Here is a 25,515-nt window from a genome sequence, read left to right as displayed (position 1 = left end):
GCCCCCTTCTCGCTGGTCCATCGGCCAGCGAGAGGTGGTGCCCGGAGCCGGACTTGAACCGGCACGCCCTCAAAGGGCAGCGAGGTTTAAGCTCGCCGTGTCTGCGTTCCACCATCCGGGCCGGCGGGGCGCAGACAAAAGCGTATCCGGGTTGCGGGACGTGAACAGGGCGTCTAAGTAGCCATGTTGTCTTATTTTAGGGGTTACTGACGTGGCGTCAGGGTGGTGCCCGTGGTCCCGCCGCACCACAGACGCCTTCCCATCAGCATCAGACCTCACGCACAAGTGACGTGAAATCGCTCTCCGCAACCGGGGCCCGGGGATCGCCCCCGGGCCCGGTCGGGGGAAGCGGCGCCGGACGGCGCCGCGGATGTCACCGCGGCGCGGCCCGCCTCAGGAGATCCACGCCGAACGAGTGGCGGGCAGGCCGGCCCTGCCCGCCGCGTCGGTGCGCACGGCCATCACCTGGTTGACGCCGATCCGGTTGCGCTCGAAGGAGAGCGCGGACGCGGCCATGTAGAGCCGCCACACCCGGGCCCGCCCGGCGCTCGTCGCGGCGACCGCCTCCTTCCAGTGCGCCTCGAGGTTCGCCACCCAGGTGCGCAGGGTGCGCCCGTAGTGCTCGCGCAGGGCCTCCACGTCGCGCACCTCGAAGCCCGCCTCCTCCAGCCGGCCCACGGTGGTGCCCACCGGGGAGAGCTCGCCGTCGGGGAAGACGTAGCGGTCGATGAACTCGTCGATCCGGTACTCCTCCTCGCTGCGCAGCGGGCGGCGGGCGATCTGGTGGTTCAGCAGCCGGCCGCCCGGCTTGAGCAGGGCGTAGAGGGTCTGCGCGTACTCCAGGTAGCGCGCGCTGCCGACGTGCTCGGCCATCCCGATCGACGAGATCGCGTCGTAGGGGCCGTCCTTGACGTCGCGGTAGTCCTGCACCCGGATCTCGATGCGGTCGGTCAGGCCGGCCGCCGCGATCCGCTTGCGGGCGAACGCCGCCTGCTCGACGGAGAGCGTGATCCCGGTGGCCCGGACGCCGTAGTGCCGGGCGGCGTGCAGCACCATGGCGCCCCAGCCGCAGCCGACGTCCAGCAGCCGCTGCCCCTCGCGCAGGCCCAACTTGCGGCAGACCAGGTCGAGTTTGGCGTACTGCGCCTGTTCGAGGGTGACCGCGGGGGCGCCCACCGGCTCGGTACCCTCCGCGGCGGAGCCCGCCACCGAGGCGGCGGCGGCCACGCGCTCGTCGGTGGCGGCCTCCGCGCCCGCCGCGGCCGCGGCCCCGGCGCCCGCCTCGTCGCCCCACAGCGCGCAGGAGTACACCATGGACGGGCCGAGCACGATCTCGTAGAAGGCGTTGCCCACGTCGTAGTGGTGGGAGATCGCCTCCTTGTCGCGCCGCTTGGTGTGCGCGAGGCCGGTGCGGCGGCGCACCTCCTCCGGTGGCGCGGACGGCGGCAGCCCGGGCCCGGCCAGGGAGACCACACCGCGCAGCAGCCGGTAGGTCGCCGGGTCGCGCAGGGCGAGCGCGATCTGCCGCACCCCCTGGCCGCGCGGCGCCGCCGGGTCCGGCTCGCCGCGCTCCCAGATCAGGCCGGACAGCGTGTCGAGCGCGGTGTACAGGTCGCCGTCGACGTCGAGGTCGCCGGCCACCCACGCTCTGGCCAGACCGAGTTCGCCCGGCCGCCACAGCAGCCGGCGCAGGGCCCGCCGCTTCCGGAAGACGAGTGCGGGTGCGCCGGCCGGTCCCGCCTCACTGCCGTCCCACGCGCGCACGCGCAGCGGGAACGGTCCGGGGAGAACGCGTTCGGCGATGTCGAGGATGCGATGAGCCGCGTCAACCATGGATCTGAGCGTACGACTGAAAATCGCACTTGAGGCGCCTGACGCGGAAAATTAGGTTGCGGATACACGGAGTTGGGCCGGAAGGGGTGGAATGCCCGCCGACCTGCGTGTCGTCATCGCGCGCACGGCACGCGGCAGGCACGGCGAAGGGCGCACGGCCAGGCGCGGCCAAGGGCGCACCCGCGCAGAGCACACGGCGCAGAGCGCACCGCGCAGAACGCACGGCGAAGGGCGCCCGCACCACGGATGGCGGGCGCCCTTCGGATCGCGCTGCTGCTCCTGCCGAGCCCTGCTAGGAGGCGACCTTCTCCGCGCCCTCGGGGCGCTTCTCGGCGGCCGGTGCCGGGATCGGCCGCGCGGCCTCGTAGAACTCCTCGCGGGGGTTCTCGATGGCGCCGAGCGCGACGACCTCGCGCTTGAGGAACATGCCGAGCGTCCAGTCGGCGAAGACCCGGATCTTGCGGTTCCAGGTCGGCACGGCCAGGCCGTGGTAGCCGCGGTGCATGTACCAGGCGAGGCGGCCCTTGAGCTTGATCGTGGTCTTGCCGAACACGATCATCGCGACGCCCTTGTGCAGGCCCAGGCCCGCGACCGCGCCCTTGTTGGCGTGCTTGTAGTCCTGCTGCGGGAAGCCGCGCATCCCGGAGACCACGTTGTCACCGAGCACCTTGGCCTGGCGCAGCGCGTGCTGCGCGTTCGGCGGGCACCAGGCGCCCTCGCCCTTGGACAGGTCCGGCACCTGGGCGTTGTCGCCCGCGGCCCAGATGTAGTCGGTGCCCTGCACCTGGAGGGTCGGCGCGGTGTCCACGTGGCCGCGCGGGCCCAGCGGCAGGCCGAACTTCGCCAGCACCGGGTTCGGCTTCACACCGGCGGTCCACACGATGGTGGAGGCGTCGACCTCGAGCCCGTTGGCGAGCACCACGTGCTTGTCGACGCAGGACTTCATGGAGGTGCCGAGGTAGACCTCGATACCGCGCTCCTTGAGGTGCTCAAGACCCCACTTGCCCAGCTGCGGGCCGACCTCGGGGAGGATCTTGTCCGCGGCGTCCACGAGGATGAAGCGCATGTCCTCGCGCTTCACGTTCGGGTAGTACTTCGCCGCGTCGCGGGCCATGTCCTCGACCTCGCCGATCGTCTCCGCGCCGGCGAAGCCGCCGCCGACGAAGACGAAGGTGAGCGCCTTGCGGCGGATCTCCTCGTCGGTGGTGGAGTCGGCCTTGTCGAGCTGCTCCAGCACGTGGTTGCGCAGGCCGATCGCCTCCTCCACGCCCTTCATCCCGATGCCGTTCTCGGCCAGGCCGGGGATCGGGAAGGTGCGGGAGACCGCGCCGAGCGCGATCACGAGGTAGTCGAAGGGCAGCTCGTACGCCTCGCCGACCAGGGGCTCGACCGAGGCGACCTTGCGGTCCTGGTCGATGGTGGCGACCCGTCCGGTGAGCACCTCGACCCCGGGCAGCACGCGCCGCAGCGGGACGACGACGTGCCGCGGGGAGATGCTGCCCGCTGCGGTTTCGGGAAGGAAGGGCTGGTACGTCATGTACGAGCGCGGGTCGACGACCGTGACGGTCGCCTCGCCGTACCGCATCTTCTTCATGATGCGGCGCGCCGCGTACAGGCCGACGTAACCGCCGCCTACTACGAGGATCCGTGGACGCTCCGTGGTGCTCATGCTTCGAGTATCCAGCACACTCCGGGGTGCCCCTCGTGAGCCCCTTCACAAGGGTATGGACACCCCCTGCTACACTGCGCGCCTTCATGGACGGGGGCAAGGCTGCCTCGGCCGGTCCGGAGTGGCCACCCGTAGTTGTACACGGCGCTGAACAGCGTCGATCGCCGCTGCGCCGGTACGGCCGGCCCGCCGCCCGGCGCCCCGGGAGCGCGGACGGCCCCTGCGCACAGGGGGATTCGGCCCCCCGGGGCGCGGAAAGTTGACCCGCCGGGCGGGAACTTCATGTGAAGAGTTTCACAAAGGATGTCGGGGAGCTGTGGACCGAGTGCCCCGGCAGCCTCTCGCGGCGCGCTCACCAGGCATGATCGCCCTCTCAAGTGAGCGCGTACGGGCACCGTTTCCGGGTGAGGTTACAGGAGTAGGTGAACCCCTGGGCGGACGCGCGGCACCGGGCGCGCCGCCCGCGACAGCCCGCCCGCACGCCGCCCTCACGCCGCGCCCGCACGCTGCGACCTCACGCGCCGCGCCGGGCCGCACCCTCCGCCGAGGTGTCGGCCGCCGCCCCGCTCTCCTCCTGCGGGTGCTCCTGCTCCACCGGACGGCGCCGCCGCCGCTTCAGCAGCGCCCACGGCCCGCGCGGGCCGGAGGACACGGTGCGGGCGGCCGTCACCTCCGTACCGCCCTCCTCCGCGGCCTCCGCCGCCGCCTGCGCGACCGGCAGGAAGCCCTCGCCGCGCCGCGCGTCCGGCCGCTCGTCGGCCTCCGGCCACAGCCCCAGCGAGGCGCACAGGGTAGGCAGGAGCGCCATCGCCGCCGTCGCGTAACCCTCCGCGGACGGATGGAAGTTGTCCGGCCCGAACAGCTCGCGCGGCCGCGCCTCGAACTCCGGGCCCAGCAGATCGCCGAGCGAGACCGTACGCCCGCCCAGGTCCACCACCGCGATGGTCTGCGCCGCCGCGAGCTGCCGGCTCGCCCGCCGGGCCAGCCACCGCAGCGGCTGGTAGACCGGCTCCACCGACCCCAGGTCCGGGCAGGTGCCGACCACCACCTCCGTACCGGCCTCGCGCAGCCGCCGCACCGCGTCGGACAGCAGCCGCACCGAGGTGGACAGCGGCATCCGGCGCGTCACGTCGTTCGCGCCGATCATCAGCACCGCCACGTCCGGCGGCGGCAGCGCCGGGTCCAGCAGCAGCGACACCTGGCGGTCCAGGTCGTCGGACTTGGCACCGGACAGCGCCACGTTCGTCAGCTTCACCGGGCGCTCGGCCACCGCCGCCAGCCCCGAGGCGAGCAGCGCCCCGGGCGTCTCCCGGGCCCGCCGCACCCCCTGCCCGGCCGCGGTGGAGTCGCCCAGGAAGCCCAGCCGCAGCGGCGGCTCGCCGGTGCGGTGCGCGAACGCCGAGCCGTACCGGCCGTCGGCCCGCGGCGGCACATCGCCCGACCCGCCGACCACCCGCTTCGCCAGCCGCGCCTCGGTCAGCAGCAGCCCGACCGCGGCCCCGCCCAGCAGGCTGATCCCGCCGCCGCCGAACGCCGCCGCGGTCGCGATCCGCCGTGCCACCCTCGCCCTGGACATCAAGCCGGCCACCTCCCTGGACTGTCCGTACCCACCATGCGGCACCGCGCGCACCCGCCACCCCGCCACACGCCGAAGACCGGGCAGCGGCCCCCCGCGGCTTCGCCGCCTCCGCGGCTTCTCTACCCACCGGGGTGCCGGCCCATCGCGGCGCCGGCCCGCGCGGCGCTGACCCGCCGGGGCGCAGACCGCATCGTCCGGGTTTCCCCCAGGCTCTAATCTGTTGCCACCATTACGGAGAACCCGGAGACAACGGTGCAGTTTCACGACTCGATGATCAGTCTCGTCGGCAACACCCCGCTGGTGAGGCTCAACAGCGTGACCGCGGGAATCAGAGCGACCGTCCTGGCGAAGGTCGAGTACTTCAACCCCGGAGGCTCGGTCAAGGACCGGATCGCCCTGCGGATGATCGAAGCCGCGGAGGAGAGCGGCGAACTGCGCCCCGGCGGCACCATCGTGGAGCCCACCTCCGGCAACACCGGGGTCGGCCTGGCGATGGTCGCCCAGCGCAAGGGCTACCACTGCGTCTTCGTCTGCCCGGACAAGGTCTCGGCGGACAAGATCAACGTCCTGCGCGCCTACGGTGCCGAGGTCGTGGTCTGCCCGACGGCCGTGGACCCCAGCCACCCGGACTCGTACTACAACGTGTCCGACCGCCTGGTGCGCGAGACGCCCAACGCCTGGAAGCCGGACCAGTACAGCAACCCGAACAACCCGCTGTCGCACTACCACTCGACCGGCCCCGAGCTGTGGGAGCAGACCGAGGGCCGGATCACCCACTTCGTGGCCGGCGTCGGCACCGGCGGCACCATCTCCGGCACCGGCCGCTACCTCAAGGACGCCAGCGGCGGCCGGGTGAAGGTCATCGGCGCCGACCCCGAGGGCTCCGTCTACAGCGGCGGCTCCGGGCGCCCGTACCTCGTCGAGGGCGTCGGCGAGGACTTCTGGCCGACCGCCTACGACCGCGAGGTGGCCGACGGGATCGTGGCGGTCTCCGACAAGGACTCTTTCCAGATGACCCGCCGGCTCGCCCGGGAGGAGGGCCTGCTCGTCGGCGGCTCCTGCGGGATGGCGGTCGTCGCGGCCCTGGAGGTGGCCGCCGGGCTCGGCCCGGACGACGTCGTCGTGGTGCTGCTGCCCGACAGCGGCCGCGGCTACCTGTCGAAGATCTTCAGCGACGAGTGGATGGGCTCGCACGGCTTCCTCGACGAGGGCGAGGGCGAGCCGCGGGTGGCGGACGTGCTCGCGCGCAAGGACGGCGGCCTGCCCAACCTGGTGCACATGCACCCGGACGAGACCGTCGGCCAGGCGATCGAGGTGCTGCGCGAGTACGGCGTCTCGCAGATGCCCGTGGTCAAGCCCGGCGCCGGGCACCCCGACGTCATGGCGGCCGAGGTGATCGGCTCGGTGGTCGAACGCGAGCTGCTGGACGCCCTGTTCGCCAAGCGCGCCGGGCTGGACGACCCGCTGGAGAAGCACCTGTGCCCGCCGCTGCCGCAGGTCGGCTCCGGCGAGCCGATCGGCGACCTGATGACGGTGCTGGAGCGCGCGGACGCGGCCATCGTCCTGGTCGAGGGCAAGCCGACCAACGTGGTCAGCCGCCAGGACCTGCTGGGCTTCCTCGCCGCGCACGGCGCCGGCACCGTCTGAGCAGGTCCGGGGCGGGCGGCGGGCCGGTCCGGGGCGGAGCCGCCCGGTCCGGTCCGCCCGGGGGAAGGGACACGGAAGGGACACGGAAAGGACACGGAGGAACGCGGGCAGCGGAAAAGGCGAGGACCGCCGCACCCCCGGGGCATCGCAGCCCGGGGGGCGGGACGACGGCGGTCCTCGCCTGCGGACGCGGGCCGGGTCAGGGCCGGGCCTGCGCGTCCAGGGTCACCATGGAGTCCGGGAGCCGCTCCGGAAGCCTTGGCGCCACTTGGGTGCCGGCGCGGCCGGCGGAACCGCCCGCGCTTTCGACACCACCCAATGTGCCGGACGCGTGTTAAGCACGTGCTGCGTGGACGTGACGTGGACGTACCAGCTCGCGGAATCCGGCGCGGCGCACCCGCTGTCCGGTTCCGCGGCCCCCGGCGGCCCCCGCTTCCCCTACTTCCACTCGTCCTCGTCGTGCGGGCGGCGGTCCCTGGTGAAGAGGCTGCCCATGCCCTGGGCGACGTTGACCGCCACGATGCCGGCCCAGGTGATCAGCAGCCCGGTGGTGCCCGCGTTGACCGCCCCGATCGCGGAGAGCGGGATCGCCGCGATCATCGTGAAGCCGGCGAAGCCGTAGCGCGCGAAGCGGGGGCTGCCCTGCGGCGGCCCGATCGGGCGGCGGTCGGCGCGCGCCGACGAGGTCTGCTGCTGGGCCAGTTCACGGCGCACCCGCTGCTCGACGTGGCTGTCCACGCGGGTGGCCACCTTCTCCATGAACGAGTCGACGAGGGCCGGCTCGTACTCGTCGCCGAGTGTCCTGCGCGCCTCCAGGGTGGCGGCGAGTTCCTTCTTGAGTTCCGGGTCGCGGGCGTCCATGAAGGCCACCGTAGAGGCGGGGCGGGTGGGCGACACTGGGGCTAACCCCCCGGTTCTCCCGGGGGTTGGACCGTCCAGTAGGAGGATTCCCATGGCATCGGTGCCGCTGCTCACCGCGTTGCAGGAGGGGCCGGACCGCCCCGACGCGCTGCGGGTCGACGGCAGGGCGTGCAGCTACGAGGAACTGCTCGGCGCCGCGGGGGCGGTCGCACGGCGGGTGGCCGGGCGGGAGGCGTTCGCGGTGGAGGCGGGCGCGTCGCTGGAGACGGTCGCGGCCGTGGTGGGCGGGCTGCTGGCCGGGGTGCCGGTGGTGCCGCTCGCCCCGGACGCCGGGCCGGACGAGCGGGCGCACGTCCTGCGGGACTCCGGCGCCGACGTGGTCGCGGTGGACTTCGCCGAGCGCGCGGACTTCACCGAGCGGGCCGACGGCGGGGCGGGTGCCGGGGCGGGGGCGGACGACGAGGGCGGCAGGCCCGCGCTGGTGCTCTACACGTCGGGGACGACCGGCCCGCCCAAGGGCGTGATGATCTCCCGGGCGGCGATCGCCGCGGACCTCGACGCGCTGGCGCAGGCATGGCAGTGGACGGCGGACGACACCCTGGTGCACGGGCTGCCGCTGTTCCATGTGCACGGCCTGGTGCTGGGCGTGCTCGGCGCGCTGCGGGTGGGCAGCCGCCTGGTGCACACCGGCCGGCCGACCCCGGCGGCGTACGCGGCGGCCGGCGGCACCCTCTACTTCGGGGTGCCCACCGTCTGGCACCGGGTGGTGCGCGACGAGGCGGCGGCGCGGGCGCTGTCGGGGGCGCGGCTGCTGGTGTCGGGCAGCGCGCCGCTGCCGGTGCCGGTCTTCGAGTCGCTGGCCCGGCTGACCGGCCGTGAACCGGTGGAGCGCTACGGCATGACGGAGTCGCTGATCACCGTCTCGGCGCGGGCGGACGGCCCGCGGCACCCGGGTGCGGTCGGCACCCCGCTGGCGGGGATCAGCACGAGGATCGCCGAGTCCGCCGACGGCATCGGCGAACTCCAGCTCACCGGCCCGACCCTCTTCGACGGCTACCTCGGCCGCCCGGAGGCGACCGCGGCGTCGTACACCGACGACGGCTGGTTCCGTACCGGCGACATCGCGGCGGTCGACGCGGACGGCACGCACCGGATCGTCGGGCGGGCCTCCACCGACCTGATCAAGTCCGGCGGCTACCGGATCGGCGCGGGCGAGGTGGAGAACGCGCTGCTCGCCCATCCGGCGGTACGCGAGGCGGCGGTGGTCGGCGCGCCGCACACCGACCTGGGGCAGGAGATCGTCGCGTACGTGGTCGCCGACGGGGTGAGCGCCACCGAGCTCACCGACTTCGTCGCCAGCCGGCTGTCCGTGCACAAGCGGCCCCGCCGGGTGCGCTTTCTCGGTGAACTCCCGCGCAACGCCATGGGCAAGCCGCAAAAGCGGTTGCTCCCGCCGATGTGACCGGGGTACTCATACCGGGGTCCCGTTCGCCGCGGCCCGGTGCGGACGGCGGTCGCCCCGGGGTGGCGGTTTGCCCCTAGCCGGGCGGCAAGTAGGATCTGGCTCACAACCCGCCCATATGACAATCTCCGGTCGGCGTGCGCGCCGTCCGGGTCGCCGATACCCGGGTACCGCTCCAAAGGGTGGCGGTGATATGTCCTGCCATGGAGGCAGCACCGCATGTTCCACCGCATCGGACGCGCCGTCGTCCGCCATCCCGTATGGACGATCGTGGCGTGGCTCGTCGCAGCCGTCGCGATCGTCGCCACCGCACCGAGCCTGCCGTCCAACAGTGACGAAAGCAGCTTCCTGCCCAGCAGCTATCAGTCGATCAAGGCGATGGACCTCCAGGAGAAGGCGTTCCCCTCGGCGTTCACGCCGTCGGCGATCGTCCTCTACCAGCGGAACGACAACGGCCCGCTGACCGCTGCCGACAAGGCCGACATCGACACGATCACCAAGGGCCTCGGCGGCAAGCACATCGACCAGGTCCAGAAGGTCGTCGCGGGCAGCGAGTCCAAGGACCACAAGTTCTCCACCGCCTACGTCCAGATGGACAAGAAGTCCGACGGGCAGCCCAAGCAGGCCGACGCGGCCAAGGCGCTGCGCACCGACTCCAAGGACCTCGCCAAGGGCACCGACCTGAAGGTCCAGGTGGGTGGCTCGGCCGCGCAGAACCTCGACCAGTCCGAGGCGGGCAACACCTCGGACGCCGTCGCACTGGTCGGCTCGCTGCTGATCATCATCATCACGCTGCTGATCATCTTCCGGTCCCCGCTGGTCGCGATCATGCCGCTGGTGATCCTGATGGGCCTGGTCTTCACCACGTCCAACGGCCTGATCTCCTACGCCACCAAGCTCTTCGGCCTCCAGGCCAACAGCTCGATCTCCGCGCTGCTGATCGTGGTGGTGCTCGGCGTCGGCACGGACTACTTCCTGTTCCTGATGTTCCGCTACCGAGAACGGCTGCGGCTGGGCGACGAGCCCAAGGAAGCGATGATCAACAGCGTCACCAGGGTCGGTGAGGCGATCGCCTCGGCGGCCGGCGCGGTGATCATCTCCTTCCTGGCGCTGGCCCTGTCCACCCTGGGCTTCCTCACCCAGCTGGGCCCGGCCCTGGCCATCCTCGTCGCGGTCACGCTGATCGCGGGGCTCACGCTCTTCCCGGCGATCTGCTCGCTGATCCCGCCGCGGGCGCTGTTCTGGCCGGGCAAGAAGTGGAACCAGGAGCCGTCCGGCACCCGCTTCACCTCGATCGGCCGGATGCTGGGCAGCCGGGCGGGGCTGGTGGCGATCGTCTCCGGCCTGGTGATGGTGCTGCTCGCGCTGGGCACCCTCGGCTACAAGGCCGACTACGACCTCGCCTCCGGGTCCATCCCCAAGACCAAGGAGTCGATGGTCGTCCAGGACAGCATGCAGAAGGCGTACTCCGCCGGTGCTGCCGACCCGACCTCGGTCTTCCTCACCAGCACCGACGGCAAGTCGCTGTCCGGTGTGGACTTCACCGCGTACAAGGACAAGCTGGCCAAGGTCGACGGTGTCGCCACGGCGAGCTTCGACCGGAGCACCGGGCTGAACAAGGACGGCACCACGGCCCTGTTCAACCTGACGCTGAAGTACTCCGGCGCCAGTGACAAGGCGATCGCGGCGGTCGGCGACGTCCGCACGGCCGCCAAGGACAACGCCCCGCCGGGAACCGAGGCGGTGGTCGGCGGCACCTCGTCGATCTACCGGGACATCAACGCGGCGGTCAACCACGACTACCGCACGGTCTTCCCGGTGGCCGCGATCCTCATCATGGTGATCCTGGGGCTGCTGCTGCGCAGCGTGGTGGCCCCCTGGTACCTGATCGCCTCGGTGGCCCTCGGCTTCGGCGCGACGCTCGGTGCCACGGTGCTGATCTTCGGCCGCGGCAGCGGGCTGATCTTCATGCTGCCGATCATCATGTACCTGTTCGTGGTGGCGATCGGCACGGACTACAACATCCTGATGATCGCGCGATTGCGGGAGGAGGCCCGCGAGGGCCGCGCCCCGCGGGAGGCCGCCGCCGAGGCGCTGCGGCACGCCGGCCCGACGATCGCCTCCGCCGGGTTCATCCTGGCGGCGACCTTCGCCACGCTGATGCTCTCCGGCAACTCCTTCCTCACCGAGATGGGCTTCGCGATCGCCTTCGGCATCGTGGTGGCGGCGTTCGTGATGGCGCTGTTCTTCACGCCGAGCCTCACCGCGCTGATCGGGCACGCCGCTTGGTGGCCGGGCCACGCGGACCGCGCCACCGGCCCGCGGGGCGGCAGCCCCGCGGTCGCCGCGGGCGGCGGTCAGGACGGCACGCACGGCGCTCCGGAACTGGACGGGACCGGCCGCCGCTAGCCTGCGCACACATCGTCCCCAGGGAGGGCCGGACGGGCCGCAAGGCCCGTCCGGCCCTTTCCGTTTCCGTTCCCCGCCGGGAGAAGCGCGCCGCCCGAAGGGGCGCGTCTTGCTCGGCTGCATATGGTCATGCAGAGTCTTGTTCTGATGAATACCGGTCGCCCCGGGGTGGCCGGTGGCGCGGCTGCGGACAGGACGGGGACGGGACGGCGATGAACGGCGGTACGGGCCACCCAGGGGCCGGCGCGGGGAACTCCTCCGCGCGGCTGCTGAAGCTCTTCGAGTCGCACCGGCTGACGCCGACCCAGCGGCGGATCGCGCACTGCCTGGTGCGCAGGGCCGACGAGGCGGCGTTCCTGTCCAGTGTGGAGGTGGCCGAGCTCGCCGGGGTGAGCCAGCCCTCGGTGACGCGGTTCGCGGTCGCCCTGGGCTTCGACGGCTACCCGGCGCTGCGCAGGCACCTGCGCGAGGTGGCGCCGGCGGCCGAACCGGCGGGCGCGAGCACGTACAACGAGTACCAGCAGGCGGTGCACGCGGAGATCGAGAACCTGCGGCACCTGGCCGACCTGCTCGCCGACCCCGGGCCGGTGGCCCGGGCCGGGGCGGTGCTGGCCGCCTCCCGGCCGCTGCCGGTGCTCGGGCTGCGCGCGGCGGGCGCCCAGGCGCGCGGCTTCGCGTACTTCGCGGCGAAGGTGCACCCGGACGTGCGGCTGCTGGACGAGGGCGGCACCATGCTCGCGGACCGGATCGACGCGGCCGTCCGGGCGGGGGCGAGCGCGCTGCTGTGCTTCGCGCTGCCCCGGCACCCGCGGGAGGTGGCCGACGCGCTGCGCCACGCGCGGCAGGCCGGGCTGACCGTGGTCACCGTGGCCGACAGCGCGTTCGCGCCGGTGGCCGCGCACAGCGACCTGCTGCTGCCCGCGGCCGTGGGCACCGGGCTGGCCTTCGACACGGCCTGCGCGCCGATGCTGCTGGGCCGGGTGCTGCTGGAGTCGATGTGCGACGACCTGCCGGACGCGCAGGCGCGGCTGGAGGAGTTCGACGCGCAGGCCGCGGCCCGCGGGCTGTTCATGGAGTGAACGTCCCCGCGGGCCGCGGACAGTGGTGACCGGGTGCCTGGCTCCCTGGCTCCCTGGGTGCTCAGGCGCCGGTGCCCGCGCGGCGGACCCTGCGGCTGCGGGCGAGGGCGAGCGCCGCCCCGCCGAGGACCAGGGCCGCGGCACCGACGAGCGTGAGGGTGCGGGTGCCGCTGCTGCCGGTCGAGGCGAGCGAGCCGGTGCCGCCGGTGGTGGTGCTGCTGCCCGGGGCGCTGCCGGCGCCGGTCTCGGTGGTCAGCTGCGTGCTCGCGTCGCCGCCCGTCGAGCTGCCGCCGGAGGAGGCGGTCGGGGTGGCGGTCGCGCCGCCCTCGACGTGCACGGTCAGCGCGGCGGTGTTGTCGGTCGGGTCGGTGTCGAAGGGCAGCGGCGAGTCGTAGACGGTGGTGGCCCGCACCGTGCCGGTGGCCAGCGCCGGGGCGTCGGCGTCGATCCGCAGCGTGAACGGCATCTTCACGCTCGCGCCCGGCCGCAGCGGCGGCTTCGTCCAGCAGATGTACTTCGGCGCTCCGGTCTTCTGCGTGCCCGGGCCGGCTTCCGTCGAGGTGTAGCAGGCGTCCGGCACCTTCACCGCGGTGGTGCCCTCGGGCACGTCGACCATGACGCCGAGCTGGTCGTCGCTGGTCTCGTTGTCCACACTGGCCGGGCCGTTGTTCCGGATCGCGGCGACGACCTGCACGGTGTCGCCCGGCTTGCCGCTCGCGGTGTCGCCGACCGCCGCGAGGTCCGCGGTGTTGTCGGTGTCGACGGTCCAGTCCGCGGTCTTCTGCTCGCCGCTGGGCGCGTCGCCGTCCGCGACGAGCGTGAGCACCGGGCCGTCGCTCCGGTCGGACGGGCCGATCACCGGGGTGCCGGGCTCGGGAGCGGCCTTGTAGCGGACCAGGTCCCACATCGCGCTGCTGGTGACGTCGATCCCGATCGGGGCGGACAGCCGGTACTTCGCGCCGGGTTGGAGCGTCGTGTCGAAGTGGCAGACCATGTTGTTGTCGAGCGTGGCGATGACGTCGTCGTTCGACTTCTTGCTGTACGCGCAGTTGGAGAAGTGCTGCGTGTACGCCAGGCCCTCGGTGGTGGCCATCGTCAGGTAGGCGCCGTCGGCAGCCAGTTGGCCGGTGTTGGCGATCGTGACGGGGGCGGTCAGGTGGTCGCCCGGCTTGGCGTGGCCGACCTTGGCGAGCTTGTTCACCACCAGCCCGACGGCGCCGACGGTGACGCGGACCGTGATCGGGGTGATCGTCGCGTTGTCCGCGGTGCCGGACAACACCGCGGTGCCGGTGCTGCCCAGCGGCGCGTCCGGCTTCGCGTGGAGGTCGACCAGCCCGCCGGTGCCGCCGACGCCCAGATCGCCGCGCTCCCAGGTGACGGTGTCGTCCGGGTAGCCGCTGTCGGCGGTGGCGAAGGAGCTGATCCCGGAAAGGTCCAGCGAGACGACCACGTCGGTGACGGTCGGGCCGCTGCTCGGCGGGGCGAGCGACCAGCTGATCTGGGGCGGGTCGCCCGAGTCGTCCGGCTGCGGCAGCCCGACGCTGGTGCTCTGCACGACCAGCGGCAGTGTGGGCCCGTCGGCGGCCCGCGCGGGCGCCTGGACCGCGACGGCGCCGAGCAGCGCGAGTGCCGCGGCGGTGAGCGCGGCGGCCGACCGCCGCCAGGTGAGATGCAAGGTCACCAGTTCTTCCCCCAAGTTCCTTTGCGCACGCGCTGGCGCACCGGTGTGACGAACACCCCATCTGACTGCCGGTCCTGGTGAAAGGTTGTGCGGGAGTGGATGACATCCGGTTTAACGAAAATCTGAGATTGGCGAAGTAGTGTCCGTGCCCAGCACTTGGCCGGTGCCGCCGTACTGAAGGGACGGCGGGCCGGCGCGACGGCGGAGGGAGCGCGACGTGGTGCGCGGGGCCTACACATTGGCGCGGGTGGCGGTGACGGTGCGCGTGGCGGCGGGCTGGCTGTGGTGGCTGGGCGTGGTCGCCGCGGTGCCCGGCACGGCCGTGACGTTCAGCCCGACCGGCCGACGGATCGGTGTGACGGCCGGCGCGGCCCTGTTCGTCGTCGCGGCGGCGGTGTCCTTCCTCGTCCGCCGCGGCCGGCACGCCGAACGCGCCAAGGGCGCCTCGCGCGCGGCGAAGTCCGTCTTCCTCCAGGACCGCAAGGTCACCGCGCGGGCGTGGGTGCGGCGGCGCCGCTGGTGGCTGCTGGTCGTGTTCATGCTCGCCGTCGCCTCGAACGCCGTCCTGCCGTGCGCGGCGGGCATGCTGCTCGGCGGGGTCGGCGCCGGCCTGTGGCTGCGCTCGCGCGGGGTGGCCCGGATCGAGCGCTCCCGGGACGCGCTGCTGTGGGTCCGGCCCGACGGCAACCCGGCGCTCTACCAGCTCACCGGTATCGCCGCGGGCGACGCCGCCCCCGGGGGAGGCCGGCGCCGCCGCTGAGCGGCCCACCCGGCTGGAGGCCCCCGCCGGCCGGTCGGGACGGGGGCGGACACGGCCTACGGCTCGAGCCGCAGTGCCGGGAACCCGGCGCCGCTCTCCGCGAGCAGCTCCTCCTCCGACTGGGCCGCCCGCACCTGCGAGAACGCCACGGCGCCGCCCTCCCGTACGCGGTAGCCGTACACCGCCGGGCGCGGCAGCGAGTTGTAGGCGAAGTGGTTGGAGAAGTAGTAGGCGCCGGTGTCGAGCAGCGCCACATGGTCGCCGGACGCCAGCAGCGGCAGCGCGCGGCCCTTGGCGACGAGGTCCCCGGCGAAGCAGCACGGCCCCGCCACGTCCTGCACCACCGGTTCGCCGCGCTTCTCCGCGCCCTCGGCGTCGAGCGCCAGCACCCGGATCGGCCAGGAGTCGGGCACGAACACCGTACGGGTGGCGACCTGCGCGCCGGCGTGCGTGACGGCGATCGGCCGGCCGCCGGCGGACTTGGCGTACTCCACCCGCGCCAGCACGGTGCCGTTCTTGGCGAGCAGGGACCGGCCGAACTCCGTGACGATGCCGTAACGGCCGTCGAAGAGCCCGGGGATCTGCGCGCGCAGCAGGTCGGCGTAGTCGGCGAAGGACGGCGCCGTCTCGTCGGAGCCGAAGTTGACCGGCAGGCCGCCGCCGATGTCGAGCGCGTCGACCTGCTGCCGTCCGGCGGCCGCGTTGATCCGCTCGGCCAGCTCGTAGGCGGCCCGGACGCCCGCGACCATGAGTTCCAGCGGCACGCCCTGCGAACCGGTGTGCGTGTGCAGCCGGTTGAGCCAGGGCCTGCGCGCGTAGGCGTCGAGCGCCCACTCCAGCGCGCCCGGGTCGCGCAGCGCCACCCCGAACTTGGAGCTGGCGGTGGCGGTGCTCATCGCGCCGATGCTGCCGCCGCCGACCTGCGGGTTGACCCGCAGGCCGACGGGGCCGGCAGGGGAGCCGGCGGGCGCGGCCGCCCGCAGGCGGTCGATCCGCGCCAGTTCCTCGGGGTTGTCGGCGTTGACGGCGATGCCCAGGGCGAGCGCCTCGCGCAGTTCGGCGACGGTTTTGGCGGGGGAGTCGAGCACGGTGCGCTCCGCCGGGACGCCGGCCGCGCGGGCGAGCGCCAGCTCGCCGGGGCTCGCCACCTCCGCGCCGAGCCCGCACTCGGCGAGCAGGCCGAGCACCGGCACCAGCGAGGCGGCCTTCACCGCGAAGGTGTGCGTCACCGCCACCCCGGGTGTGGCGAACGCGGCGTGCAGGGCGCGCGCCGACTCGGCGATACCCGCGACGTCCAGCAGCCCGACCACCGGTTCGGCCTCGCCGGCCAGCCCCTGCTCCACCGCGGCACGCAGCGCGAGCGCCCGCCGTATTCCCAGCTCATCCGTCATGTCCGCCATGACACCACCTCCACCCGCGGGACTTCCACCCGGGGCCTGTTGACTAGGGGTATTCAGCAGACGAGGATGTGAATATCCAGCTGCGCCACGTGTACGACCCCCATTGACGCCGCCACCAAGGAGGCTTGCCCGATGACCGGACCGAGGCCGGTGCGCGCACCGCGCGGCACCCAACTGAGCGCCCAGGGCTGGCAGCAGGAGGCCGCGCTGCGGATGCTCCAGAACAACCTGGACCCCGAGGTCGCCGAGCACCCCGACAAGCTCGTCGTCTACGGCGGCACCGGCAAGGCGGCCCGCGACTGGAACTCCTTCGACGCCATGGTGCGCACCCTGCGGGGCCTGAAGCAGGACGAGACGATGCTCGTCCAGTCCGGCCGCCCGGTCGGCGTGATGCAGACCCACGAATGGGCACCCAGGGTGCTGATCGCCAACTCCAACCTGGTCGGCGACTGGGCCACCTGGGAGGAGTTCCGCCGCCTCGAAGCGCTCGGCCTGACGATGTACGGGCAGATGACCGCCGGCTCCTGGATCTACATCGGCACCCAAGGCATCCTCCAGGGCACCTACGAGACCTTCGCCGCCGTGGCCGCCAAGCGCTTCGGCGGCAGCCTGGCCGGCACCATCACGCTGACCGCCGGGCTCGGCGGCATGGGCGGCGCCCAGCCGCTCGCCGTGACGATGAACGGCGGCGTGGTCATCTGCGTCGACTGCGACCCGCGCGCCATCGACCGCCGCATCGAGCACCGCTACCTCGACGTGCGCGCCGACTCCCTCGACGAGGCGCTGCACCTGGCCACCGAGGCCCGCGACGCCCGCCGCCCGCTGTCCGTCGGGGTGCTGGGCAACGCCGCCGAGGTGCTGCCGCGGCTGCTCGCCATGGGCGCGCCGATCGACGTCGTCACCGACCAGACCTCCGCGCACGACCCGCTCGCCTACCTCCCGCTCGGCATGGACTTCGCCGACATGGCCGCCTACGCGGCAGACAAGCCCGCCGACTTCACCCAGCGGGCCCGGGAGTCCATGGCCCGGCACGTCGAGGCGATGGTCGGCTTCCAGGACGCCGGCGCCGAGGTCTTCGACTACGGCAACTCCATCCGCGGCGAGGCCCAGCTCGCCGGATACGAGCGGGCGTTCGCCTTCCCCGGCTTCGTGCCCGCGTACATCAGGCCGCTGTTCTGCGAGGGCAAGGGCCCCTTCCGCTGGGCGGCGCTGTCCGGCGACCCCGCCGACATCCACCACACCGACAAGGCGATCCTCGACCTCTTCCCCGAGAACGAGTCGCTGGCCCGCTGGATCAAGCTCGCCGGCGAGCGCGTGCACTTCCAGGGCCTGCCCGCCCGCATCTGCTGGCTCGGCTACGGCGAACGCGACCGCGCCGGCGAGCGGTTCAACGAGATGGTCGCCGACGGCACCCTCAAGGCGCCGATCGTCATCGGCCGCGACCACCTGGACACCGGCTCCGTCGCCTCCCCCTACCGGGAGACCGAGGGCATGCTCGACGGCTCCGACGCCATCGCCGACTGGCCGCTGCTCAACGCGATGGTCAACGTCGCCTCGGGCGCCTCCTGGGTCTCCATCCACCACGGCGGCGGCGTCGGCATCGGCCGCAGCATCCACGCCGGCCAGGTCACCGTCGCCGACGGCACCCCGCTCGCCGCGGAGAAGATCCGCCGCGTGCTCACCAACGACCCCGGCATGGGCGTCATCCGGCACGTGGACGCCGGGTACGACCGCGCCGAGGAGATCGCCGGGCAGCGGGGCGTGCGGGTGCCGATGCGGGAGGGCGACGGAGCGTGAGCGACGCCGCGAGGAAGCAGGGCGGCGGCTTCGGCGGCGGACCGGACGGACCGGGCGGCGCGGACCGGCCGGCGGCCGGTGCCCGGGCCGCCGGCCGGGCCCCTTCGGCGCCCGGCTTCCAGACGATGTGGCGCGAGCTGGCCGCCGTCGGCCGCCACGCCGCCAGCGGCGGCTACCGCCGCTACGCCTGGACGCCCGCCGACACCGACTGCCGCGCCTGGTTTCGCGAGCAGGCCGCCGCCCGCGGCCTGGCGTACGAGACCGACCGCAACGGCAACCAGTGGGCCTGGCTCGGCGACCCTTCGGCCGGCGACGCGGTGGTCACCGGCTCGCACCTGGACTCCGTGCCCGACGGCGGCGCCTTCGACGGGCCGCTGGGCGTCGTCTCCGCGTTCGCCGCGGTCGACGAGCTGCGCGCTCGGGGCGCGCAGCCGCGCCGCCCGCTCGCCGTGGTGAACTTCGGCGACGAGGAAGGCGCCCGCTTCGGCCTGGCCTGCGTCGGCTCCCGGCTGACCGCGGGCCGCCTGACGGCCGAGGACGCCCGGCAGCTGTGCGACGCCGACGGGGTGACGCTCGCCCGCGCCATGGAGCACGCCGGGTACGACCCCGACGCGATCGGCGCCGACCCCGAACGGCTGGCGCGCGTCGGCGCGTTCGTCGAACTGCACGTCGAGCAGGGCCGGGCGCTGGACCTGACCGGCCACCCGGTCGGCGTGGCCTCCGCGATCTGGCCGCACGGCCGCTGGCGCTTCGACTTCCACGGCGAGGCCAACCACGCCGGCACCACCCGCCTCGCGGACCGGCACGACCCGATGCTGACCTACGCCGGCACGGTGCTCGCCGCCCGCGAACAGGCCCGGCTGGCCGGCGCGCTGGCCACCTTCGGCAAGATCGCCGTCGAACCGGGCGGCGTCAACGCCATCGCCTCCCGCGTCCGCGGCTGGCTCGACTCCCGCGCCGCCGACGAGGAGACGCTCGCCGCCGTCGTGGCCGGGATCGAGCGCGCCGCGCGCGAGGGCGGCCTCCGCGACGGCGTCGCCGTGGACGTGGTCCGCGAGTCCTTCACCCCGGAGGTCGAGTTCGCGCACACCCTGCGCGACCGGCTCGCCGCCCTGCTCGGCACCGACGCGCCCGCCCCGGTGCTGCCGACCGGCGCGGGACACGACGCCGGCATCCTCGCCACGGCGGTGCCGACCGCCATGCTGTTCGTACGCAACCCCACCGGCGTCTCGCACGCGCCGGCGGAGTTCGCGGCCGAGGACGACTGCGCCGCGGGCGTCACCGCGCTCGCCGACGTACTGGAGGGGCTCGCGTGCCGGTGACGTACTGGCTGGAGCACGCCTGGCTGGACCCCGCGGTCGAGCCGGGCGTGCTGCTGACCGCGGACGGCGGCCGGATCACCTCGCTGCGCACCGGCACACCCACCCCTCCGCCCGGCGCCGTCGCGCTGCGCGGCCTGACGCTGCCGGGCCTGGCCAACGCGCACAGCCACGCCTTCCACCGCGCCCTGCGCGGCACCGCCCAGCGGGGCGGCGGCACCTTCTGGACCTGGCGCGAGACCATGTACGCCACCGCCTCCCTCCTCACCCCCGACTCCTACTTCGACCTGGCCCGCGCGGTCTACGCCGAGATGGCGCTCGCGGGCATCACCTGCGTCGGCGAGTTCCATTACCTGCACCACCAGCCCGACGGCACGCCTTACGCCGACCCCAACGCGATGGGCCGGGCGCTGATCGCAGCGGCCGCCGAGGCAGGTATCCGGATCACCCTGCTCGACACCGCCTACCTGCGCGGCGGCCTCACCGAGCGCGGCCACCTGCCGCTGGACGGCGCGCAGCGGCGCTTCGGCGACGGCACCGCCGACCAGTGGTACGACCGCTGGTCACTCCTGGCGGACGCCGAGGACGCGACCGGCGCCGGGCACGCCCGGATCGGCGCGGCCCTGCACTCGGTACGGGCCTTCGCGGACAGCGACGGCTACACCGCCTTCGCGGAGCGCACCCGGCACGTGCCGGTCCACATCCACCTGTCCGAGCAGCCCGCCGAGAACGACGCGTGCCTGGCCGTGCACGGCCGCACCCCGGCCCGGCTGCTCGCCGACGCGGACTTCTGGGGCCCGAACACCACCGCGGTGCACGCCACCCACCTCACCGGCGAGGACATCGCGCTGCTGGGCGGCGCGCGGTCCGCGGTGTGCATGTGCCCCACCACCGAACGCGACCTCGCCGACGGCATCGGCCCCGCGCCCGCGCTTCAGCGGGCCGGCAGCCCGCTCGCCCTGGGCAGCGACAGCCACGCCGTGGTGGACCTGCTGGAGGAGGCCCGCGCGATGGAGCTGAACGAGCGGCTGCGCACCCGCACCCGCGGCCACTGGACCGCCGCGGAGCTGCTGCGCGCGGCCACCGCCGACGGGCACGCCAGTCTCGGCCGGCCCGACGCGGGCCGGCTGGCGCCGGGCGCGCTCGCCGACTTCACCACGATCGCGCTGGACTCGGTCCGCACCGCGGGGCCGCCGCCCCGGCTCGGCGCCGAGACCGCGGTATTCGCGGCGACCGCGGCGGACGTGCGGCACACCGTGGTGGCGGGGCGGCAGATCGTCGCGGACGGGCGGCACCTGCGAGTGCCGGACGTGGCGGGCGCGCTGGCCGCGGCGATCGCCGCCGTGCGCGGCTGAGGGCGGCCGGCATCCGTGCGCGGCGCGGCAGGCGTACGAGCAGGCGTACAAGCACGCCTACGAGCACGCCTACGAGCAGAAGGACGAGTGGGGCGGGCCGTGCCGCGGGCGCACGGCGCGCCGCCGAACCGGCGCGCAGCCGGCCCCCGGGACGGGACCGTTTCGCGGAGGACCCCCGTACTCCCGCGAAACGGTCCCGAACCCCGGCGGGCAGCCGCGCCGCCGCGGGCCCCCGTGTCCACGCGAGCACCACGAAGGAGCAGGCCATGACCGTCAGTACGGCCATCACCGGCATCGGCAGCCTGGTCACCAACGATCCCTCCCTCAGCAGCGCGGACAACCCTCTCGGCACGGTCCGCGACGCCGCCGTCGTCATCGAGGGCGACCGCGTCGTCTGGACCGGTGCCTCCAGCAAAGCACCCACCACTGACAACCGGGTCGACGCCGGCGGCCGCGCGCTCCTGCCCGGCTTCGTGGACTCCCACGCCCACCTCGTCTTCGCGGGCGACCGCGCCGCGGAGTTCGCCGCGCGGATGTCCGGGCAGCCGTACGCGGCCGGCGGCATCCGCACCACCGTCGCGGCCACGAGGGCCGCCTCCGACGCGGAACTGGCCGGCAACCTCGCCCGCCTGCTCGCCGAGGCCCGGCGGCAGGGCACCACCACGGTCGAGGTCAAGTCCGGCTACGGGCTGACCGTCCACGACGAGGCCCGCGCGCTGCGGATCGCGGCCGGGCAGACCCCGGAGACGACCTATCTCGGCGCCCACGTGGTCGCCCCGGAGTTCGCCGACGACCCCGCCGGGTACGTCGCGCTCGTCACCGGCCCGATGCTCGACGCGTGCGCGCCGCACGCGCGCTGGGTGGACGTGTTCTGCGAGGAGGGCGCCTTCGACGGGGACCAGGCGCGGGCGGTCCTCGAGGCGGGCGCCGCCCGCGGTCTGACCCCGCGGGTGCACGCCAACCAGCTCGGCCACGGCCCGGGCGTGCGGCTCGCGGTGGAGCTCGGCGCCGCCTCGGCCGACCACTGCACCCACCTCACCGACGCCGACGTGGACGCCCTGGCGAGCGGCGGGACCGTGGCCACCCTGCTGCCGGGCGCCGAGTTCTCCACGCGCGCCGCCTACCCCGACGCGCGGCGCCTGCTCGACGCCGGGGCGACCGTGGCACTGTCCACCGACTGCAACCCCGGGTCGTCGTACACGTCGTCGATGGCCTTCTGCGTCGCCGTCGCCGTCCGCGACATGGGCATGACCCCGGACGAGGCGGTCCGCGCCGCCACCCTCGGCGGCGCGCGGGCCCTGCGCCGTACCGACGTCGGGACGGTCGCCCCCGGCGCCAGGGCGGACCTGCACCTGCTGGACGCCCCCACGCATGTGCACCTCGCCTACCGCCCGGGTGTGCCGCTCACCGCGGCCGTGTGGCAGGCGGGCGAGCGGGTCCGCCCGCAGTACCCGGCCGGGTGAGCGCGCGGCCCTGCCGCGCCCCCGACCGGCGGCCGGTCAGGTCCGGGCGGGCGGCACCCGCAGGATGCGCAGCAGGGTCGAGGCCAGCACCTCGTACAGTTCGCCGTCGGGGAGGTCGGTCAGTTCGGCCAGGCGGTCCGGCACGGTGAAGACCACGCCGTACGCGAGCCGTTCGGCACCGGTGGGCCGCTCGCCGAAGATCAGCCGCAGCCCGCGCTCGTGCAGGGCGGTCACATGGGACTTGTCCGGGTGCTCGTGCCATTCGGGGTCGGTCGCGGCCATCACCATGTTCTGCCGGTTGGCGACGAGGAAGGCCACGAAGCCGTGCACGAGGTGCTCGGTCCTGGCCCGCCGGCCCCTGAGGGCCGCCGCCTCGTCCAGGAGCGCCTTCAGCCGCTCCATCCCGGGTTGCATCGCCGCGTGCAGGATGTCGTGCTTCGCCCGGAAGTGGTAGTAGACCGCCGCCTTCGTCAGTCCCAGCTCGTCCGCGATCATCTGGAGCGAGGTCGCGCTGTAGCCGAGTTCCGAGAAGAGCCGCTGGGCGGTGTCGAGGATCTGCTGCCGGGTCTGCTCGGCCTGCGCCGCGCGGCTGGTCAGGCCCCTGGCCGACGTCGCCATGGCTGCTTTCCTCCTTCGTCCCCCGTGATTTGCGCAGCATACAAGCCACCGGACACAGCGTCACCAGCTCGCGCACCGGGCCCGTGCGCGTTCGGTCCGACCCGCGGTCCGACCTGGTGTTCGGCCGGGCCCATCGCGCCGCGAGTGCCTTCCGGCATGGCGGTTTCACTGGCCTGCGGCCGGTGAATCACCTGCCGATCGGCCAGTGGTTCGCTTGACGAGCGGCTAGTGAAAGCCTAGCGTCGTCGAGCGGGACGGCAACCGCGCCGACCCGACGCCGGATGCACGGGAGACGTGGGGAAAGACACTTATGTCCAGTTATCTGTACCGCCTGGCCCGCTTTTCCTATCGGCGACGCGTCCTCGTTCTCGTGCTGTGGCTGGTGGCCGCGATCGCCGCCGTCACGATCGCCCAGCTCAGCGGCGGCAAGACGAACGACGACTTCACGATCCCGGGCACCGAGGCGCAGAAGGCGTCCGACGTGCTCAGCGCCAAGCTCCCCGCGTTCAGCGGCGGGCAGAGCACCATCGTCTTCGCGGTGAAGAGCGGCACCACGGTGACCTCGCCCGCCACGCAGAAGCAGATCCGCACGGCGATGGCCAAGGTGTCGTCCGTGCCCCAGGTGTCGAAGTCGGTGGACCCGTTCACCAGCCGCCTGGTCTCCAAGGACGGCCGGATCGCGCTCGGCCAGGTCCAGTGGACCGCCAAGCCGCCGGACGTCAAGGACGCCAACCTCGACGCCGTGCAGGACGCGATGAAACCGGTGCGCGCCGCCGGCGTGCAGGTCGAGTACAACGGCAGCGTCTACCCGGGCTGGCGCTTCGAGATCTCCGAGACGCCCGAACTGGTCGGCCTGGTGATCGCCTTCGCGATCCTGATGATCACCTTCGGCACGTTCGCCGCCGCCGGCATGCCGATCATCAGCGCGATCATCGGGGTGATCACCACCTTGATGGGGGTGACGGCGGTCGCCTCCGTCATCACCATCGCCTCCGCCTCCACCACCGTCGCCCTGATGCTGGGGCTGTCCTGCGGCATCGACTACGGCCTGTTCATCCTGTCCCGGCACCGCGCCAACCTGCTGCGCGGCGTCTCACCGGAGGAGTCGGTGCCGCTGGCGATGGGCACCGCGGGCAGCTCGGTGGTCTTCGCCGCGCTCACGGTGATCATCGCCCTGTGCGGCCTGACCGTGGTCGGCATCCCGTTCCTGACGATCATGGGCCTGTCCGCGGCCGCCTCGGTCGCGGTGGCACTGCTCATCGCGCTGACCCTGCTGCCCGCGCTCCTCGGCTTCGCCGGCCCCCGGATCGCCCGCTTCAGCCGGCTGCCGAAGTTCGGCGCGCACGCCGAGCGGGTGGCGCGCCGTACCGCCGCCGACCCGTACAGCACCGCGGGCGCCCGCTGGGCGCGGTTCGTCGTACGGCACCGCGTGGTGGTCGCCGTGATCGGCGTGGTGCTGCTGGGCGTGCTGGCGATCCCCGCCGCGAGCATCCGGCTCGGCCTGCCCTCGGGCGCCTCCCAGCCGACCGACAACACCCAGCGCAAGGCGTACGACCTGACCACCGAGGGCTTCGGCGCCGGCTTCAACGGCGCGCTGCTGGTCGTCGTCGAGGACGTCTCCGCGCCGGCGGACACCGCGAAGATCGCCGCCTCGCTCGGCCGGCAGGCGGACGTCGCCCAGGTCACCCCGCTCGCCGGGCAGCACAGCACCTCGCTGATCCGGGTGGTCCCGAAGTCCGGACCGAACGACGCCGCCACCCAGGACCTGGTGCACCACCTGCGCGACAACCGGACCGCGATCGAGTCCGGCACCGGCGCGCACATCCTCGTCGGCGGCACCACCGCCTCCAACATCGACGTGTCCGCCAAGCTCTCCAGCGCGCTGCCGGTCTTCCTGATCGCGGTCGTCGGCCTGGCGTTCGTGCTGCTGACCTTCGCCTTCCGCACGATCCTGGTGCCGCTGAAGTCCATCGTCGGCTTCCTGCTGTCGATGGCCGCGGCCCTGGGCGCCCAGGTCGCCGTCTTCCAGTGGGGCTGGGGCAAGCACCTGTTCGGCATCACCCCGAGCGAGACGATCAGCTTCCTGCCGATCATCATGCTCGCGATCATCTTCGGCCTGTCCAGCGACTACGAGGTGTTCGTCGTCTCCCGCATCAAGGAGGAGTACACCCGGCACGGCGACGCCCGCGCCGCGGTGCAGCGCGGCACCTCACTGTCGGCCCGGGTGGTCACCGCGGCCGCGCTGATCATGTTCTCGATCTTCGTGGCCTTCACCTTCACCTCCAACCCGACCATCAAGGCGATCGGCTTCAGCTTCGCCGTCGGCGTCTTCCTCGACGCCTTCGTGGTGCGGCTGACCCTGGTCCCGGCGGTGATGGCCATCGTCGGCGGCCGGATCTGGTACCACCCGAAGTGGTTCGGGCGCTTCGTGCCCGACCCGGACATCGAGGGGCAGCGGCTGGAGGAGCGGCTGGCCGAGGGCGCCTTCGGCGCCGAGGCGGCGAAGGCGGCGTCGGCCGCGAACGCCTCCGTCGGCTAGCGCGGGCGGCCGGCAGGCCGGGGACGCCTCCGGGCCGGGTACGG

At 73.5% G+C, this 25,515-nt stretch carries 17 protein-coding genes and 1 tRNA gene; 10 read left to right on the top strand and 8 right to left on the bottom strand.

From position 1 onward, the window contains the following. Nucleotides 1–35: 35 nt before the first annotated feature. The 4 genes from AC3ERT_RS27710 to AC3ERT_RS27695 all read right to left on the bottom strand — a co-directional run bounded on the left by AC3ERT_RS27710 (nucleotide 36) and on the right by AC3ERT_RS27695 (nucleotide 5,078). Nucleotides 36–121, bottom strand: a tRNA-Leu gene (locus AC3ERT_RS27710). A gap of 272 nt (nucleotides 122–393) precedes the next feature. Next, the gene (locus AC3ERT_RS27705; RefSeq protein WP_435177422.1) at nucleotides 394–1,833 is read right to left on the bottom strand and encodes a class I SAM-dependent methyltransferase; all 1,440 of its coding nucleotides are present in this window, start codon (nucleotides 1,831–1,833) and stop codon (nucleotides 394–396) included. Between the two features lie 292 nt (nucleotides 1,834–2,125). After that, entirely contained in the window at nucleotides 2,126–3,502 is a 1,377-nt protein-coding gene (locus tag AC3ERT_RS27700) for an NAD(P)/FAD-dependent oxidoreductase (RefSeq protein WP_335971098.1), read from the bottom strand. A 514-nt stretch (nucleotides 3,503–4,016) separates the two neighbouring features. Beyond that, nucleotides 4,017–5,078, bottom strand: coding sequence for an SGNH/GDSL hydrolase family protein (locus AC3ERT_RS27695; RefSeq protein ID WP_435177420.1), 1,062 nt, complete (start codon nucleotides 5,076–5,078; stop codon nucleotides 4,017–4,019). Between the two features lie 255 nt (nucleotides 5,079–5,333). On the opposite strand from AC3ERT_RS27695, the gene AC3ERT_RS27690 reads away from it, so the two are divergent. Further along, a complete protein-coding gene (locus AC3ERT_RS27690; RefSeq protein WP_335971102.1) occupies nucleotides 5,334–6,728 on the top strand; it encodes a cystathionine beta-synthase in 1,395 nt (464 codons plus the stop codon). Between the two features lie 438 nt (nucleotides 6,729–7,166). Here the strand turns inward: AC3ERT_RS27690 and AC3ERT_RS27685 are convergent, their stop codons facing one another. Next, nucleotides 7,167–7,589, bottom strand: a complete 423-nt coding sequence (locus tag AC3ERT_RS27685; RefSeq protein ID WP_335971104.1) for a hypothetical protein — start codon at nucleotides 7,587–7,589, stop codon at nucleotides 7,167–7,169. Nucleotides 7,590–7,680: 91 nt separating this feature from the next. On the opposite strand from AC3ERT_RS27685, the gene AC3ERT_RS27680 reads away from it, so the two are divergent. The 3 genes from AC3ERT_RS27680 to AC3ERT_RS27670 all read left to right on the top strand — a co-directional run bounded on the left by AC3ERT_RS27680 (nucleotide 7,681) and on the right by AC3ERT_RS27670 (nucleotide 12,539). After that, on the top strand, nucleotides 7,681–9,051 hold the full coding sequence (locus AC3ERT_RS27680) for an AMP-binding protein (RefSeq protein ID WP_435177418.1): 1,371 nt from the start codon (nucleotides 7,681–7,683) through the stop codon (nucleotides 9,049–9,051). Between the two features lie 219 nt (nucleotides 9,052–9,270). Beyond that, nucleotides 9,271–11,460, top strand: coding sequence for an MMPL family transporter (locus AC3ERT_RS27675; protein ID WP_335971108.1), 2,190 nt, complete (start codon nucleotides 9,271–9,273; stop codon nucleotides 11,458–11,460). A gap of 212 nt (nucleotides 11,461–11,672) precedes the next feature. After that, nucleotides 11,673–12,539, top strand: a complete 867-nt coding sequence (locus AC3ERT_RS27670; RefSeq protein WP_435177416.1) for a MurR/RpiR family transcriptional regulator — start codon at nucleotides 11,673–11,675, stop codon at nucleotides 12,537–12,539. Between the two features lie 61 nt (nucleotides 12,540–12,600). Here the strand turns inward: AC3ERT_RS27670 and AC3ERT_RS27665 are convergent, their stop codons facing one another. After that, nucleotides 12,601–14,220 carry an LPXTG cell wall anchor domain-containing protein gene (locus AC3ERT_RS27665; protein WP_435177414.1) on the bottom strand — a complete coding sequence of 540 codons (1,620 nt, stop codon included), beginning with the start codon at nucleotides 14,218–14,220 and terminating at the stop codon, nucleotides 12,601–12,603. Nucleotides 14,221–14,437: 217 nt separating this feature from the next. On the opposite strand from AC3ERT_RS27665, the gene AC3ERT_RS27660 reads away from it, so the two are divergent. Next, complete coding sequence (locus AC3ERT_RS27660) at nucleotides 14,438–14,980, top strand: hypothetical protein (protein WP_435177412.1); 543 nt, start codon at nucleotides 14,438–14,440, stop codon at nucleotides 14,978–14,980. 56 nt (nucleotides 14,981–15,036) lie between these two features. Here AC3ERT_RS27660 and AC3ERT_RS27655 read toward each other — a convergent pair whose 3' ends face one another. Further along, complete coding sequence (locus tag AC3ERT_RS27655; protein ID WP_435177438.1) at nucleotides 15,037–16,371, bottom strand: type III PLP-dependent enzyme domain-containing protein; 1,335 nt, start codon at nucleotides 16,369–16,371, stop codon at nucleotides 15,037–15,039. A 141-nt stretch (nucleotides 16,372–16,512) separates the two neighbouring features. On the opposite strand from AC3ERT_RS27655, the gene hutU reads away from it, so the two are divergent. The 4 genes from hutU to hutI all read left to right on the top strand — a co-directional run bounded on the left by hutU (nucleotide 16,513) and on the right by hutI (nucleotide 22,314). Further along, nucleotides 16,513–18,177, top strand: coding sequence for a urocanate hydratase (hutU, locus tag AC3ERT_RS27650; RefSeq protein WP_335971117.1), 1,665 nt, complete (start codon nucleotides 16,513–16,515; stop codon nucleotides 18,175–18,177). A gap of 125 nt (nucleotides 18,178–18,302) precedes the next feature. After that, nucleotides 18,303–19,499: an allantoate amidohydrolase gene (locus tag AC3ERT_RS27645; RefSeq protein WP_435177436.1), complete on the top strand. Its 1,197-nt coding sequence runs from the start codon at nucleotides 18,303–18,305 to the stop codon at nucleotides 19,497–19,499. Beyond that, on the top strand, nucleotides 19,490–20,851 hold the full coding sequence (locus tag AC3ERT_RS27640; RefSeq protein ID WP_435177410.1) for a formimidoylglutamate deiminase: 1,362 nt from the start codon (nucleotides 19,490–19,492) through the stop codon (nucleotides 20,849–20,851). Before AC3ERT_RS27645 ends, AC3ERT_RS27640 begins: the two co-directional genes overlap by 10 nt. A gap of 266 nt (nucleotides 20,852–21,117) precedes the next feature. Beyond that, the gene (gene hutI / locus AC3ERT_RS27635) at nucleotides 21,118–22,314 is read left to right on the top strand and encodes an imidazolonepropionase (protein ID WP_335971120.1); all 1,197 of its coding nucleotides are present in this window, start codon (nucleotides 21,118–21,120) and stop codon (nucleotides 22,312–22,314) included. 36 nt (nucleotides 22,315–22,350) lie between these two features. On the opposite strand, the gene AC3ERT_RS27630 is transcribed toward hutI, so the two are convergent. Further along, complete coding sequence (locus tag AC3ERT_RS27630; RefSeq protein ID WP_335971122.1) at nucleotides 22,351–22,932, bottom strand: TetR/AcrR family transcriptional regulator; 582 nt, start codon at nucleotides 22,930–22,932, stop codon at nucleotides 22,351–22,353. A gap of 310 nt (nucleotides 22,933–23,242) precedes the next feature. On the opposite strand from AC3ERT_RS27630, the gene AC3ERT_RS27625 reads away from it, so the two are divergent. Then, on the top strand, nucleotides 23,243–25,471 hold the full coding sequence (locus AC3ERT_RS27625) for an MMPL family transporter (RefSeq protein WP_435177408.1): 2,229 nt from the start codon (nucleotides 23,243–23,245) through the stop codon (nucleotides 25,469–25,471). Nucleotides 25,472–25,515 lie beyond the last annotated feature (44 nt).

It is taken from the genome of Actinacidiphila sp. bgisy145 (assembly GCF_057708125.1).
Note: the sequence above shows the minus strand (reverse complement) of the source record. Positions and strands in the feature narration are given on the sequence as shown.